11 protein-coding genes are annotated in these 15,392 nt (G+C 63.8%); 8 read left to right on the forward strand and 3 right to left on the reverse strand.

Annotated features, from left to right (window positions below; genetic code table 11):
• The first annotated feature begins 374 nt into the window (after positions 1–374).
• Complete coding sequence (locus MTR72_RS25770; protein ID WP_341511486.1) at positions 375–1,301, forward strand: catalase family peroxidase; 927 nt, start codon at positions 375–377, stop codon at positions 1,299–1,301.
• Between the two features lie 21 nt (positions 1,302–1,322).
• Here MTR72_RS25770 and MTR72_RS25775 read toward each other — a convergent pair whose 3' ends face one another.
• Together MTR72_RS25775 and bamA are read right to left on the reverse strand one after the other, a co-directional pair.
• Positions 1,323–2,255 (reverse strand): AraC family transcriptional regulator, encoded by a 933-nt coding sequence (locus tag MTR72_RS25775; protein ID WP_341511487.1) that lies wholly within the window; start codon positions 2,253–2,255, stop codon positions 1,323–1,325.
• Positions 2,256–2,599: 344 nt separating this feature from the next.
• The gene (gene bamA / locus MTR72_RS25780) at positions 2,600–5,110 is read right to left on the reverse strand and encodes an outer membrane protein assembly factor BamA (protein ID WP_341511488.1); all 2,511 of its coding nucleotides are present in this window, start codon (positions 5,108–5,110) and stop codon (positions 2,600–2,602) included.
• A 296-nt stretch (positions 5,111–5,406) separates the two neighbouring features.
• Here bamA and MTR72_RS25785 point away from each other — a divergent pair, with 296 nt between their 5' ends.
• The 6 genes from MTR72_RS25785 to MTR72_RS25810 all read left to right on the forward strand — a co-directional run bounded on the left by MTR72_RS25785 (position 5,407) and on the right by MTR72_RS25810 (position 12,857).
• The gene (locus tag MTR72_RS25785) at positions 5,407–5,790 is read left to right on the forward strand and encodes a hypothetical protein (protein WP_341511489.1); all 384 of its coding nucleotides are present in this window, start codon (positions 5,407–5,409) and stop codon (positions 5,788–5,790) included.
• Between the two features lie 315 nt (positions 5,791–6,105).
• Positions 6,106–7,554 (forward strand): efflux transporter outer membrane subunit, encoded by a 1,449-nt coding sequence (locus tag MTR72_RS25790; RefSeq protein WP_341511490.1) that lies wholly within the window; start codon positions 6,106–6,108, stop codon positions 7,552–7,554.
• On the forward strand, positions 7,551–8,777 hold the full coding sequence (locus MTR72_RS25795; protein WP_341511491.1) for an efflux RND transporter periplasmic adaptor subunit: 1,227 nt from the start codon (positions 7,551–7,553) through the stop codon (positions 8,775–8,777). Before MTR72_RS25790 ends, MTR72_RS25795 begins: the two co-directional genes overlap by 4 nt.
• 1 nt (position 8,778) lies before the next feature.
• A complete protein-coding gene (locus tag MTR72_RS25800) occupies positions 8,779–10,740 on the forward strand; it encodes a MacB family efflux pump subunit (protein ID WP_341511492.1) in 1,962 nt (653 codons plus the stop codon).
• A gap of 90 nt (positions 10,741–10,830) precedes the next feature.
• The gene (locus MTR72_RS25805) at positions 10,831–11,544 is read left to right on the forward strand and encodes a response regulator (protein WP_280971057.1); all 714 of its coding nucleotides are present in this window, start codon (positions 10,831–10,833) and stop codon (positions 11,542–11,544) included.
• On the forward strand, positions 11,541–12,857 hold the full coding sequence (locus MTR72_RS25810; RefSeq protein ID WP_341511493.1) for an ATP-binding protein: 1,317 nt from the start codon (positions 11,541–11,543) through the stop codon (positions 12,855–12,857). Before MTR72_RS25805 ends, MTR72_RS25810 begins: the two co-directional genes overlap by 4 nt.
• Positions 12,858–12,900: 43 nt before the next feature.
• On the opposite strand, the gene MTR72_RS25815 is transcribed toward MTR72_RS25810, so the two are convergent.
• The gene (locus tag MTR72_RS25815) at positions 12,901–14,463 is read right to left on the reverse strand and encodes a hypothetical protein (protein WP_341511494.1); all 1,563 of its coding nucleotides are present in this window, start codon (positions 14,461–14,463) and stop codon (positions 12,901–12,903) included.
• Here MTR72_RS25815 and MTR72_RS25820 point away from each other — a divergent pair.
• Positions 14,422–15,354, forward strand: a complete 933-nt coding sequence (locus MTR72_RS25820; RefSeq protein ID WP_341511495.1) for a hypothetical protein — start codon at positions 14,422–14,424, stop codon at positions 15,352–15,354. The genes MTR72_RS25815 and MTR72_RS25820 overlap by 42 nt on opposite strands.
• Positions 15,355–15,392 lie beyond the last annotated feature (38 nt).

The following is a 15,392-nucleotide window of genomic DNA, read 5'->3' on the forward strand; positions in this document are numbered from 1 at the left end:
CTCTTGCGATCCTGCTGTCGACGTCGATTTCGTCTGACGGACGGAAGAAGGCCAGCTCACTGCGTTTCCGCCGGCGATGCTGCTGATGCTCATGCACGAACTCCACTGTGATTGCGAACGCTTAGGTAGCGAGCAACAGACGTGCCAATTCGGAGAGCCAGCACCGTCAATGGCTTATCGCGAATTGTGCGAGGCGCGCGCTTCACACCGGCAAACCCGTCTCGGCAAAAGCTGCCACACAGCTCGCACGCACTACGAAATTCCGGCGGCGCACGTCGAGCATGGTTAGGCAAAATGTGGTTGTTTCGGGAAAGACGACAGGCGCGCATGATGCCTACAACACACGTTGAAAAGCACAATCCCGAGGAGCCGCGATGTCTCAGCCCGCAAGCGGCGCAGCGACGCCTGCGTTGATTGTTGATACCCTGAAGGCGGTCGCCGGCAATCCGCCCAAGGTCCGCGCGAGCTTTGCCAAGGGCTGCTGCGTGCGCGGCACCTATACCCCGTCGGACCGCGCGGCTGAGGTCACGAGATCCCTGAGCTTCACGCGGCCATCGCGCGTGCTGGCCCGCTTCTCGGTCGGCGGCGGTAATCCCAAGGTGCCGGATACCAACAATCTCGTCCTGCGCGGCTTCAGCTTCAAGCTCGGCGACGACGCACATCGCTCGGACATTCTCGTGGAAAGCGCCCCGGTCCATTTTGCGAGGACGCTCGACCAGATGCTTGCCTTCCTCGAGGCCCGCATTCCGGGAGCCGACGGCAAGCCCGATATGGAGAAGGTCAAAGCCTTCTCCGCTGCCAATCCCGAAACGCTGAATCAGGCAAATTACATCGCAGCGCGCGGTCTGCCCGCAAGCTTTGCCGGAACGACCTATTGGGGCGTGCACGCATTTCCCGCAACGAATGCGAGGGGAGAGACGCGCTTTATCAAGTTCAAGGTCATTCCCGTCGGCGGTGACGTGACCTTGACCGAGGACGAGGCCAGGACGAAATCGGCCGACTTCCTGCGCTACGACCTCGAACGCCGGATCGCTGCCGGCGATGTCCGCTTCAACGTGATGGCTTTGCTCGGCCGTCCCGGCGATCCCACCATGGACGTGACCATGCGGTGGCCGGATGAGGACAATCGCGAAGAGATGCGGCTGGGTACGATCGTCATCACCGCCTTTGAGGCGGACGAGGCCTGCGACGCATCCATCTTCAACCCGGCGAATCTTGCCGACGGCATCGGCCAGCCACTGGACGAAATCTTCGCGGCGCGGCGCGCCGCCTACACCATTTCACTGGCGAAGCGTCGCTGATCAAAACATTCCTCGGCAAGATCACGTCTCGCGGCCCGGCGCGCCCTGCGTTTCGCGCCGCCACGCGCCCGGACTGACACCGACCAGCGCGGAGAACACCCGCGTAAAATGACTTTGATTGGCAAAGCCCGCCGATATAGCGATCTCCGACAGTGGCAGGTCGCGTACGCTCATCAACTGCTTGGCAGCCTTCACGCGCTGCTGCAGCAGCCACTGGTGCGGCGGCAGTCCGGTGGAGATGCGAAATGCCCGCGAGAAATGGCTGACCGAGAGGCCAAGCTCGGCTGCGATCGCCTGCAACGTCAGCTTGCCGCCGAGATCGGACTCGAGCCTGTCGCAGGCGCGCCGCACCTGCCACGGCGCAAGACCGCTGCGGCTGGGTTCCGCCGCGCGCTGAAGTCCGCCATAGGTCTGCGCCACGTGTGCCGTCAGCGCGAACATCATATGGTCGATGAAAAGCTGGTTGGTCTCGTCCGGCCGGCGCAGCCCCTGCTGTAGTGAAGCACCGATGTGGCGGACGATGGCGTCGTCATGCCCGATGCCAATCCGACAATCGAGCTCGTCCACGCGTGGCGCGCCGGACTGTTCGGCGATGCCGTCGAACGCCGAGCGCGGAATGTAGAAGAACAGGGAGTGGAACGGCTTGTCGATCACGTAGCGCGGGTCGCGCTTGAGGTCGTACAGATAAGTCGTGCCCGCGTGGACGTTCGCCGTCATGATGCATTTGCCACGCTCCCAGAGCTCGCAGTCAGGGTAATCGTGGAGCTTCAGGCTGACGAGAAATGCGTCCTCGGCGGCGAGCGAGCCGGACAGACCCGGCACCGGATTGTTATTCCGCGTCTCGGTAACCGCAAGCTCGGTACTGCGCAGCGAACGCGTGACCAGCGAAGGCGGCGCCTCCTTGAGATGCAGGAACTGCCCGAGCTTCTGTCCGTAGGCGCCAGCCCGTGTCATCGATATATCCCTTCCGTGGAAGTCCAAGCGCAGGCCACAGCATCCTGCAACTCCAAGGAACCCATTATCGGGTATTCGCCCACCGCTGTCCACGGTCGCTCCGGACAAGCGTGACGGCAGGCTCTGGTGCGCCTCTCGGATGAGGGAAGAGAATTCCGTAACGATTTCAGAGCGCCTTCGCCTCACCCGCCAGTTCGGACAACACGCGATCAAGCCCGCAAGGACACATCACGACTTTTCACAAACGCACGGCAAAATGCGTCGCGGCGGAGAACGAACATGCGGAATGCAAGGGTCATCATCGTCACGGGCGGTAGCGCCGGCATTCGGCGAGCGGCGTCCCGCTAGAACGACGTGCCGCCGCCGAACCTGAACTCCTGGACGGTGTCGTATTTGCCCTTCGTGATCGGCACGGCGTAGTCGAAGCGCAGCGGTCCGAATGGCGATGCCCAGATCAGGCCGACGCCGACCGACGAACGCACCACGTTGCCGTCGTCATATTGAAGTCCGCAGGTGGGGCAAGCCGCCGTGTTGACCTCGCCCGTGGCCGACCAGGATGTCGGTCCCTTGTAATCCCAAAGCGATCCGGCGTCGGCGTAGACCGCGCCCTTCAGGCCGACTTCCTTTGGCAGAAACCAGAACGGCATCTGCAACTCCACCGACGCACCCCAATACTTGGTGCCGCCGAGCGCATCGCCGGTCGCGCCGAAGCTGGCATAGGTGATGTCGCGTGGGCCGATGCCGTTGGAGGCGAAGCCGCGCACGAGGTTCGGGCCCATCTGGAAATGGTCCAGCATGCGCAGATCCTGGTCGCCGATCTTGTTGAGGATGCCGCCCTGAAGATGGATCACGCCGACGATCTCGGACACCAGCGACTGGTAGTATTTCGCATCAACGGCGGACTTCAGGTAGGTGACGTCGCCACCGACCCCGGCGAAATCCTGCCGGAAGTCGATCAGCAATCCATCCGTCGGGTTCTTGGTATTGTCGAGCGTGTTGTAGCTCAGCGTATAGCCGAGCGCCGAAGTCCAGGTCGCTCCATTCGCCAGCTCCTTTCGGACGGGCAGGCTCGATTCGCCGTCACCATAGCAGCCGTATCCATAGACACTCGAATCCGTCGAATTGGTCGGATCCACGCCGCCCAGGATACTCTTGATGTAAGCCGGCGTCGGATTGTAGGCCAGTGAGGTATTGGACGCATTGTTGTTGCAATTGTTATACGCGCTGGCGAGCGTGATGCTCTGCTGATAGAGCGAGTAGCGGAGCTGGAGCGAGAGATCCTCCCGCAGCGCGAGGCCGATGCGCGGGGAGAAACCCAGCGTCGTCACGCCGTAGCTCGTGTAGCTGTTCGCCAATTGCTGGCGCCATGAGACGTCCATTCCGAGCGCCATCCGGTAATCGAGCAGGTAAGGCTCGACGAATGACAACGATATGCCGCGCGAATACTGGCCGTAGCTGACGGACGCCTTGCCGTAGAGCCCGCGCCCCAGCAGGTTGCGCTCGGAGATCGAGACTTCGGCCAGCGCGCCGTCGGTCGTGGAGTAACCGCCCGATATCGAGAAGTCACCGGTCGACTTCTCCTCGAGATCGACGATCAGGACCACGCGGTCGCTGGAGGAGCCCGGCTCCGTGGTGATCTTGACGCTCTTGAAGAAGTCGAGGTTCTTCAGGCGGCGCTCAGCACGATCGACCAGCGCGCGGTTGTAGGCATCACCCTCGGAGATGTCGAACTCGCGTCGGATCACGTAGTCGCGCGTACGCGTGTTGCCGCGGATGTTGATCCGCTCGATGTAAGTGCGCGGTCCCTCGTCGATATTGAATACGACGGACACGGTGTGCGCCTCGAAATTGCGGTCGCCGCCGGGACGCACCACCGCGAAGGCATAGCCGCGCCGGGAGGCCTCGATCTGCATCTCCTCGATCGATTTCTCGACCGATTCGACGTTGTAGAGCGAGCCGACACTGACGCGCGAATAGGACCGCATCGAAGCCGCGTCGAAGCTTGGAATGCTGGAGCGGAAATCGACCGATCCGACGCGGTACTGCTGGCCTTCCTCGATCTTGAAGGTGACGAGAAAGCCCTTCTTGTCCGGATCGTACTCCGTAAGTGCGGCGACCACCTGCGCATCGGCGAAGCCGTGCTTGAGGTAGAAGCGGCGAATCAGGTCGCGATCAGCCTCCACGCGGTCAGGATCATAGATGTCGTTGTTACCGAGGAAGCTGAGCAAATTGCTCTCATGCGTCTTGATCACGTCGCGCAGACGCGAGGCCGAGAAGGCACTGTTGCCGATGAACTCGATCGACTTTACTGACGTCTTGGCGCCCTCCTCGACCGTGAAGATGAGATCGACTCGGTTGTTCGGTTGCTCGATGATCTCGGGCGTGACGCGCACGTCGTAGCGGCCGGAGCGGCGATAGATCTCGGCGATCCGCAGCGTATCCGACTGCACCATGGCGCGGGAGAACGTACCACGCGGCTTGGACTGGACCTCGGCGGAGAGCTGTTCGTCCTTGATCTTCTTGTTGCCCTCGAAGGCGACGCGGCCGATCACCGCGTTTTCGATCACCGAGACCACGACGCGACCGCCGACCCGGTCGATCTTCACATCCTGAAACAGACCGGTCTCGATCAACGCCTTGAGCGCATCGTCAATGGCGGGCTGATCGAGGCGGCCACCGGGACCCGGCTTGAAATAGGAGCGGACCGTGTCGGCCTCCACCCGGCGGTTGCCCTCGACAACGATAGTATCGGCGGTCTGCGCGACCGCCTGCGGCGGAGCTAGCAGGCAAAGTGAAACAGCAATCGATACGCCGTACACCGCGGCTACGATCAACCAGGCTCGCCAGACAGACATTCCGCACCTCAAGTCCACATGACTTGCTCTGAAACGGGAAAGCTGTGGCCGCGGTGTGGCTCCAAAGTTGCCGCATTGTTTCCGGTGGTTGAATTTGATCCGGCGTCCGATCGCACCCGATGCGCGTAACGGAGCATTCGCCGTGACCGCGTATTCTTCTTGCGCCCGGAATAATCCGGCATCATGCCGGTCGCCGCATACGCGCGCCGCGCCAGCGCTCAGCAACATCGCGCAAAAAGTGAATTCTTTACCCGCAGTGAAGCCGATGCGAGAGGCATCGGCATCTGATGACCTGCATGGGACGCCCGCCGATGAATCCGTTTGTCACAACCAGAATGGTTCTAATTGCAATCCTCGCTTCGACACTGACTTGCAGGGCGGATACGGCCACCAAGCGCGATCGAGAACAGACGTCAAAAAGCGGCGTGTATGAGTATGGTTCGCCCGATCCCAATCGCTCCTACCAATCGGGGCCCCACACGCGCATCTATGTCAGCAAGCGTTCATCGCTCGATGGGGGGACCGAGGTGCTCCCAGGCGAGCGCAAGTTCAGCGGCTATGCCTTTCCGCCGGGCATCTCGTTCGCCCGCGAGAACAACAACCGGCCGCTCGATCGCCAACCGCTAAGCCCCGCCTCGGATCTCGGCGGATTTGCGCAGCGAATCCCGCTCTCCTGGTAGCTCGGCCATGATCACCGCAAAGCCTTCGGCGACCGAGACGTCGCGCAACATCTGTTTACATTCAGCAACATTCTGCCTGCCGAAACGCCACGATCAACGGGCTATTGACGGCGACCTGGCTCGCAGCGCGGCCGGCTCCCCTGTGAGCACAGCCAGCGCTTTGCTCCTCCTGGAGGGCCAGGCCAACGGATTTCAGTCGAATTGATGTCGCCAAAATTATTCGCTGCCGTGCCTCTGGCAGTCGCAAAGGAGAGCCATCATCGGACGTCCTGCTCGTTCTGCCTCATCCTGTCGCGTGTCGGATCATTCTGCCTTATGCTGACGGTCGGTAGTTTATTGACCGGTTGTGCGGTGGGTCCGGACTATGCCGGCCCGCGCACGCCGAACCTGCCTTCGCAGTGGAGCGGCAAGGCCGCCTCGCGGCACGACACCGGACGGCTGGATCGCTGGTGGCTGCGCCTGCGCGATCCCCTGCTCGGCCGGCTCATCGAACAAGCCGTCGACGCGAACCCGAGCGTCGCGAAGGCGAAAGCGGTCGTGCGCGAAGCGCGCGCCACGCTGCAACAAACCGCGGCCGGCTTGTTCCCCTCCCTCAGCGGCACAGCCTCGATGACAAACGACAAGACGAGCGCGGGCTCCGCTTCGGTCCTCGTCGACAGCGCCCCCTACGCGCTGCACCAGGCGAGCTTCGATTCGAGCTGGGAGCTCGACCTGTTCGGCGGCACGCAGCGCAGCATCGAGGCGGCGTCGCGCGCCGAGCAATCCGCCGAAGAGGACCTGCGCGACAGCCTCGTCACGCTCATCGGCGACGTCGCCGCTTACTATGTCGAAGCGCGAGGCTATCAGGCGCGGATCGCGCTGGCGATGCGGACCGCAGCCTCGCAGCGCGACACCGAGTGGCTCACCCGTTCGAAGTACGAAGCCGGCAGCGCCACCGCCGTGGATCTGGCCAAGGCAACCGCTCAGGCCGCCAGCACGGAGGCGAACGTTCCCGCCTATCAGGCCGCGCTCGCGGCCGACGTCCACCGGCTCGGAATCTTGCTCGGACGTCCACCCGACGGCGTCGCGTCGCTGCTCGCGCAGTCCACGCCGGTGCCTGCGCCGCGCATGCCGTTGCCGGCGGGCATCCCCGCCGATCTCCTCACCAACCGTCCCGATGTGGCGAGCGCCGAACGCAAGCTTGCACAGGCCACGGCCAAGATCGGCCAGGCCGAAGCGGACCGATATCCCGCCGTCTCCTTGACCGGCTCGGTGGGAACCTCCGCCTTGCGCACCGGCGATCTCGCCAAATACTCCAGCGTTAGCTGGTCGGTCGGGCCTTCGGTCACGGTGCCGGTCTTCGACGCCGGCAAGCGCCATGCGGCCGTCAGGGTTGCCGAGGCACAACGGGATCAGGCGTTCGCCACGTTCCACGCCACGCTGCTGACTGCACTCGAGGACGTCGAGAACGCGCTGATCTCGCTCTCGCGCGAACGCATTCGCTCTGCCAAGCTCACCGAGGCGGCGACGAACTACCGCGAGGCGGCGCGGCTGTCGCGGTCGCTGTTCGAGAGCGGCAGCGCGAGCTTCATCGACGTGCTGGACGCCGAGCGCTCGCTCTATTCGGCCGAGGATTCGCTCATTCAAAGCAAGGTCTCGGCGGCCAAGGACTACATCGCGCTCGCAAAAGCGCTCGGCGGCGGCTGGGTCGATCCGATCGACGTGTCCACCCCGATCATCGTCGACGTGAACACCGGACCTCACCTGCGGGAGGCATTCAAGTGACGCGCCTGATCACGGCAAAGCGCCTGAAGATCACCGCTGCCCTGCTTGCCGCCGCGGTGACCGGGGTCGTTCCGGCCGCGCATTTCCCGGGCACATCCGGCAAGACGCAATCCTACATCACCGCGCCTGTCACGGTCAGCGATCTGCGCGAGGAGGTGCTTGCGAGCGGCACACTTAAGCCGGCACGGCTCACGGCCGTGGGCGCGCAGGTCTCGGGGCGGATCACCGCGCTCAACGTCAAGGTGGGTGACACCGTCAAGGCCGGTGATGTCATCGCCCAGATCGATCCCGTCACCAAGCAGAACGACCTGCGCAATTCCGAAGCTTCGCTGAAGAACTACCGCGCGCAGAAGCTCGAGAAGGAGGCGACGCTCACGCTTGCCGAGGCGAACCTGGCGCGCCAGCAGGCGACGTTTGCGCAGCGTGCGACCTCGCGCGGCGATTTCGACAGCGCGGAGGCGACCGTTCGGCAAACCCGCGCCCAGATCGTCGCGCTGGAGGCCCTGATCGTGGGGGCCGAAGCGAGCGTGGAGACGGCCAGGGTGAACCTCGAATATACGCGCATCACCGCTCCGATCGACGGCACGGTTCTCGCCACCGTGGTGCAGGAAGGCCAGACCGTGAACGCAGTGCAGTCCGCACCGACCATCGTCGTGCTCGGCCAGCTCGACACCATGACGGTCAGGGCGGAAATCTCCGAATCCGACATCGTCAAGGTCAGGGCAGGACAACCGCTCTACTTCACTATTCTCGGCGATCAGGACCATCGCTATGAGGCACACCTGGAGCAGATCGAGCCGGCGCCCGAGTCCATCAAGAACGACGCGAGCTTCTCCTCGACCACGACTTCGACCTCGAGCACGACCTCGTCGAGCTCCAGCAGCACGGCAATCTACTATATCGGCGTGTTCAAGGTGCCGAACCCCGATCTTTCGCTGCGGACCTACATGACGGCCGAGGTACACATCGTCACCGGTGAGGCCAGTCGCGTAAGAACCATTCCCGCGCTGGCCGTAACACGACGATCCGACGGCCGCCGCACGGTTCGCGTCGCGAGCGCGTCCGGAGAGATTCACGAGCGCGAGGTCAAGATCGGTCTCAGCGACCGCACCACCGTCGAGATCAAATCCGGCCTCGATGAAGGCGAACGGGTCGTCACCGGAGAAGCGAGCGAGATGCAGACGGCATCGCGGGGCATGCCGGGCCCACCGGCAGGACCCTAGCATGACCGATCCGATCATTGCACTCGACACCGTCCGCCGGGAGTTTTCGGCCGGCGACACCACGGTAGTCGCACTCGACGATCTCTCCTTCAGCATCCAACCGGGCGAGATGGTCGCGATCATCGGCTCGTCCGGTTCAGGCAAATCGACACTTCTCAACATCCTCGGCTGCCTGGACCGTCCGACGTCCGGCATTTATCGCGTCGCCGGCAAGAACGTCTCCGAGTTCGACCCGGACGCGCTGGCGGCGCTGCGCCGCGAGCATTTCGGCTTCATTTTCCAGCGCTACCATCTCTTGGGCGACCTGACGGCCGCCGAGAACGTCGAGATTCCCGCGATTTATGCCGGGATGAAGGCCCGCGAGCGTCGCACGCGCGCGGATAGGCTGCTCTCCCGGTTAGGGGTGAACGAACGGCGCGGTCACCGCCCGAACCAGCTCTCCGGCGGCCAGCAGCAGCGCGTCTCGATCGCGCGGGCGCTGATCAACGGCGCCGAGGTCATCCTGGCCGACGAGCCGACCGGCGCGCTCGATCGGCGCAGCGGCGACGAGGTTTTGAGAATATTGGGCGAGCTGCACCACGAGGGCCGGACGATCATCATCGTCACCCACGATTCCGACGTCGCTGCGCGGGCCGAGCGCATCATCGAGCTGCGCGACGGCAAGATCGTCTCCGACTGCCGCACTGGACCGACGGACACACCGGATTCGCCCCGGCGGGACGCGCGGGCCTCGTGGGACAGCGGCCTCAGCTGGTCGAGCGCATTGCGGCGCTTGAGCGAGGCGGCGCAGATGGCGGTGGTATCGATGGCCGCGCATCGCCTCCGTGCATTCCTGACCATGCTCGGCATCATTATCGGCATCGCCGCAGTGTCGTCCGTCGTCGCGCTCGGCAACGCGTCCCAGCGCAAGGTCCTGTCCGACATCTCCAGTCTCGGGACCAACACGATCGAGGTCTTTCCCGGCAAGGATTTTGGCGATGCGCGCGCCGGCAAGATCAAGACGCTGGTCCTCGACGACGCCCGTGCCCTCGACCGGCAAAGCTTCATCGCCGGCGTGACGCCGACGGTCTCGACCAGCACCACGGTCCGATACCGCGGCAACGAATCCAACGTGCTGGTCAACGGCGTCGGCGAGAGCTACTTCCAGGTTAAGGGCGCCAAGCTCGCGAAAGGCCGCCTGTTCGATGCTGACGCGGTCCGCAACATCGAACGGCAGGTCGTCATCGACGACAATACCCGCAAGACGTTCTTCGCCGATGACCAGACCTCAGGGCTCGGCCGCGTCATCTGGCTCGGCAAGGTGCCCTGCCGCATCGTCGGCGTCATCGCCCAGCAGCAAGGCGGCTTCGGCTCGAACCAGAACCTGTCGGTCTATCTCCCCTACACCACCGTGCAGGCCCAGTTCACCGGCGACCGCTCGCTCCGCAGCATCCTGCTTCGGATCAGCGACGAGATCTCAACCACGCTGGCGCAGGATGCCGTCACGACGCTCCTGACGCAGCGGCACAACACCAAGGATTTCGTCATTCTCAACACCGACGACATCCGCCGCACGATCGCCAGCGCGACGCAGACCCTCGCCTTCCTCGTCGCGGCGATCGCGGTCATCTCCCTGATCGTCGGCGGGATCGGCGTGATGAACATCATGCTGGTGTCCGTGTCCGAGCGGATCGGCGAGATCGGCGTCCGCATGGCGGTCGGCGCCCGGCGCGGCGATATCCTCCAGCAGTTCCTGGTTGAGGCAACGCTGATTTCCTCCATCGCCGGCATTGCGGGCATCCTCGTCGCGATCCTGCTCGGCGCCGCGATCAACCTCGCGATGCCGGGCTTTCAGGTCAGCTATTCGCCGTTCTCGATCGGGGCGGCCTTCCTGACCTCCACCGGGATCGGCGTTGCCTTCGGCTATTTCCCTGCCCGGCGGGCCGCGTTCCTCGATCCCGTGGTGGCATTGACCCGTGACTGACCCTAGGATTGCACCATGACCGTAGTTTCCCGGGCGCGACATTCGCCCGCAATTCGAGCACCGATCGACGATCCGGATTTGATCCATTTCATGGCCAGCGGCACGCAGAGCATCTTGATCGTCGAAGACGATCAACAGACCAAGGATCTCATTGCACGCTATCTGCGCGAGCACGCGTTTGCGGTTGGCGCAGTCACGAACGGCCGCGAGATGGACCGCTATCTCTCGCAGAACCGGGTCGATCTGATCGTGCTCGATCTGATGCTGCCTGGAGAGGACGGCCTGAGCCTCTGCCGCCGCCTGCGCGTTGAGTCGACGACGCCGATCATCATCCTCACCGCGAAGGGCGAGGATCTCGATCGCATCCTCGGTCTCGAGATGGGCGCCGACGACTATCTGCCGAAGCCGTTCAACCCACGCGAGCTGCTTGCCAGGATCAATGCGGTGTTGCGCCGACAGTCGGGCGGGTCGGCGGCGGGGCCGACCGCGACGCGGCTCAAGTTCCGGAATTGGACGATCGATCTCCGGCTGCGCGAATTGCGCGATCCCGAGGGCGCACAGGTGCCCGTGACCAGCGCCGAATTCGATCTCCTTCAGGCCTTCTGCGAACGGCCCGGCCGGATCCTCACCCGCGACAACCTCTTGAGCATGACGCGCAGCCGGCCCGGCGGCGCCTTCGGCCGCAGCATCGACGTGCTGGTGAGCCGGTTGCGCCGCAAGCTCGACAGGAGCGAAGGCACCTCCATGATCAGGACCGTGCGGACCGGCGGCTACATCTTCACGCCGGAGGTGGAGCAGCCGTGAGCCGCGCAGCCGACATCGCGGCGCTCTTCAGCCTCAGGCGGATCAGCGGCCAGATCGCGGCCTTGATCCTGGTCTCGCTCGTCCTCATCCATGTCCTGATAGCCGGATACTTCCTGCTCAACCGGCCGAAGCTGCTGACGAACAGGCCGATGGAGCAGTTCGAGCTGGCCGCGCGGATCATTTCCAGCACGCCGCGATCCGAGCGCGGCATCGTTCTGCAAAACATCGACCGCACCTTCCCCGCGCTGAAGCTGCAATTGAGAGAGGGCGGCCCCGGTTCTGTCGCGCCACCGCCCGGCCGAAGCCTCACGACAATCCCCTCACCGCTCGACGGTCAGGTCGATATCGTTAGAGGCGCCTCGTCGGAGGACGATCGGGTGTGGTTCTATCTACCGAACAACGAAGTGCTCGAAGGCACCATCGGATCCCCCAAGCTGCCGCCGTTCGTCAGCGGCCTCTGGACGAGCACGCTGCTGTTCCTGGTCGCAAGCGTCACGCTTCTTGGCGTATGGGCTGGCCGCGCGCTCAGCTCGCCGCTATCCGCCTTCGCCCGCGCGGCGGAAGATTTCAGCCTGAGCCGGTCGTCCGCCCCCCTGCCCGAGACCGGCCCCGAGGAGATCCGCTCGACGGCCAAGGCGCTCAATCGGATGCGCGAGCGGATCACCGCGCTGATGAACGACAGAACGCGAATGCTCGCGGCCATCAGCCACGACCTGCGGACCCCCATCACGCGCCTGCGGTTGCGCTCGGAATACATCGACGACCCCACGCAGCGCGCACAGACGCTGCGCGACCTCGATCAGATGCAGTCGATGCTCGAGTCCGTCCTGTCACTGCTGCGCAGCGAGAGCGCCGTCAAGCCGACGCTGGTGGACCTCGCCGCGCTGCTGCAGATGGTTTGCGAGCAGTTTTCCGATTGCGGACATGCGGTCGCCTATCAGGGGCCCGACAGGGCCGCGGTCACCGTACGGTCGGATGAGATCATCCGTGCGGTCGGGAATCTCGTCGAGAATGCAACGCGGTTCGGGACCGAGGTAATCGTCGCGCTCTCGCTCGCCGGCGACCACATCGTCATCGAGGTCTGCGACGACGGCCCTGGAATCCCGGACGAGAAAAAGGCGGCGATGCTGGAGCCCTTCGTGCGGGGTGAAGAAGCCCGCACCATGGACGAGACCGCGGGGTTCGGGCTGGGCCTAGCGATCGCGCAGGCCATCGCGGCTGCCCATGGCGGATCGCTCCTGCTGCGCGACAACGAGCCCAAGGGTCTTTGCGCCCGCTTGCTGCTTTCGAACGCCAGCCAACGCGCATGCTGACTTGCGCGGAGGACATTGGACGAGCCTCGCACGCGGACGCCGCCTATGCGGGATTTTCCTTGCAGCTTGATGATTGCATTTCCTGCCAGATGGCCTTCAAACGCGGAAGGTTCTGGTTGCTCTCCTTCCCGCCTCCGGAATTGGAATTCGGATCGCCTTCGGTCTGGCGATGGATCCGACGCTGGACGAGCGGCGATTCCCACCAGCTCATGGACAGGGGTTTGTCGCCATCGGGCGAGATGCGGAGCTGGATCACGAGCTTGTCGCACTCCGGAATGGCAGCGTGCAACCAGGTGCGCAATGCATCGACAGCCTGCACGCCATGCGCCGTCCGGGCGTTGAAGACCGTGGTGATCGGAGCGGTGACCTCGCTGAGCACTTCACCCGCCGTTGCCGTCGGGCGTGACGGAACCTGCGGATCATTGGCAACGTCGTCAGCGGGACCGAGCTGATCGGCAGGATCATTCGAGATCACGATCACGAGCGGCTTGAGTTGCGGAGCGATCGCATGCAGGGCCAAGGCCAATTCCCTGGCGGTCAGCGTGCCGTAATTCTCGAAATAGCCTCCGTCCACGATGCGATCGACGAGCCGATACTCCTGATTGCGGACCGAACCCGGCGGCGAGATCAGCGGGAAGCGCGCCGAGTTGAGCGCAGCCGTGCTCAGACGAATATCGTTGTTCTGCGGCTTGCTGTACAGAAATTGCCCGGACATGCCCAATCGATCACGCTGGTGCCGGGAAGCGTTCTGCGTCCGCAGCAATTGATGAAAACTGTCAGCCTCCACGAACAACGGACAGGGGCTCGCTGCGACGGCCGTCGGGCATTGGCCCGGCGGCACATAGCTCATCGCCAGCGGCGTGGTCAGGATCCGGCGGCCGATCGCCTCGGAGGTGCCATTGAGGACCAGCAGCGGGATCCAGTGTCCCGGCTGCGGCCGTAACGAAAGAAATGGACAATCCAGGCCCCGGCAGTCCGACTCTGTCGTTTGCTTTGCCATGGGCACGACGTCGCGGAAGCGATTGCGCCAACTGTCTTCCAGCACCGCCGCGCGGTCGCGGAAGGCGAAGGGCAGCGCATCGTTGAAAGCAAAGCCGAGAAAACCGGCCGTGAGGAAGTCCCCGCTGGTCAATGCCTCGAAACAATCACGCCAATTGTTGACCTTGAATCCCCACCACTGATCGACCGCCGCGTTCACGCAAGGCGGCTTGTCAGCGACCGGTGATGCCGCGCCCAGCGCTGCGGTGACCATCACCGCTCCCATTGCGCCGCCCGATACGGCTGAAATCGCGAACAAACGGTTGCGGACATCGCGGGAGCTCAGGGTCTTGATTCCATACGACTCCCCTTGGTCGGTATCGATGAAGTAGCCCACCATGCTTGCCATCATGAAACCGGCCCGGCTTGCTCCACCGGCCGCCGCGACGATGATCGGGCGCGGACAATTCCGGACGGGCGTATTGTTGGAGGCCTTCGGATTGCAACCGTTCTCTGTCATCCAAAGGTCGATCGCCTCCTCGATCTTCATGGGTGCGGCGTCCTTGGACGCCACTCGGCGCACCGTGTGGTTATCGCCGAATATGACGGCGACGATCGCAACCAGCATGGCCAGTCCCGTGATCAACGGCGCGCGACGTTGCCGTCCAAGGCCGGACAGATAGGTCAGAAACGGCAACCATCCGCCGAGGATGAACGGAATCGCCATCGACCGCGGAAACCAGGCGGCCACGCGATCGGCGCCCAGCAGAAATATCAACGCAAAGATGACGAACACAGCGGCGAGGATGAGCCTGCCGAAGTCGCGGCTCTCTTCGTCTGCCGCCCCGCTTTTGCGTCCCGGAGAGACCGCTTGCCAGAACCATCCGAGCTTGGCATTGAGGCGCCCGAGCAGGCCTCTCGGCCTGAAATGGCGGGGCCGCAGGTAGATCCAGGCCAGATATGCACCGGCACCGAGCGCGACCAGAACTGCCAATGCGAGCAGCGCATGCTCGACACGCTGCACGACGTCCTGCTCGTCCAGCGTCGGAATGTTCATGTAGGAGCGCAGGATCGAGACCTCGACGGCCACGAATGTCAGCAATCCCAGCAGACGGGGCAGATAGACTGCCGCGCCCTCAAGGCACGGGGTTGCATTCACGGGCAGCCTGGAATCGCTGTTGACCAGCATGCGGGCGGCATAATGGGTCGGCAGGGCCCAGAGCAGCGTCAGCACAAACACGAACAGAACCATCCGCAGCCACGTGTCGGCCAGATCCGTAAACTCCGTGAACAGGTCCTGCGCCTGCGGCGCGACACCGAGCAGAAGCCATCCGAGCACGGTCGTTGTCGCCGGCACGCGGAGGACCCACAGGACGAGCGCAGCGCTGAGCACGCATTGCCACCATCGCGGTATCGGCGGCGGACCGCACGGCTTCACCGTTTTTTCTCGACCTGCTTCAGTCGAAAAACGCTCGCTCATCGTCACGACGCGTCTCCCCTCGCATTGACCGGTTCATAAGCCCCGAAATTCGCCGGCGCGTGTGAGGCAATTCACTT

This window comes from Bradyrhizobium sp. ISRA442, from assembly GCF_038085055.1.
GTDB lineage: Bacteria > Pseudomonadota > Alphaproteobacteria > Rhizobiales > Xanthobacteraceae > Bradyrhizobium.

Excerpts from the sequence above, each read along its gene's own strand:
- MTR72_RS25770 (WP_341511486.1), top strand. The coding sequence starts at position 375 with ATGTCTCAGCCCGCAAGCGGCGCAGCGACGCCTGCGTTGATTGTTGAT.
- MTR72_RS25775 (WP_341511487.1), bottom strand. The coding sequence starts at position 2,255 with ATGACACGGGCTGGCGCCTACGGACAGAAGCTCGGGCAGTTCCTGCAT.
- bamA (WP_341511488.1), bottom strand. The coding sequence starts at position 5,110 with ATGTCTGTCTGGCGAGCCTGGTTGATCGTAGCCGCGGTGTACGGCGTA.
- MTR72_RS25785 (WP_341511489.1), top strand. The coding sequence starts at position 5,407 with ATGGGACGCCCGCCGATGAATCCGTTTGTCACAACCAGAATGGTTCTA.
- MTR72_RS25790 (WP_341511490.1), top strand. The coding sequence starts at position 6,106 with ATGCTGACGGTCGGTAGTTTATTGACCGGTTGTGCGGTGGGTCCGGAC.
- MTR72_RS25800 (WP_341511492.1), top strand. The coding sequence starts at position 8,779 with ATGACCGATCCGATCATTGCACTCGACACCGTCCGCCGGGAGTTTTCG.
- MTR72_RS25805 (WP_280971057.1), top strand. The coding sequence starts at position 10,831 with ATGGCCAGCGGCACGCAGAGCATCTTGATCGTCGAAGACGATCAACAG.
- MTR72_RS25815 (WP_341511494.1), bottom strand. The coding sequence starts at position 14,463 with ATGCTGGTTGCGATCGTCGCCGTCATATTCGGCGATAACCACACGGTG.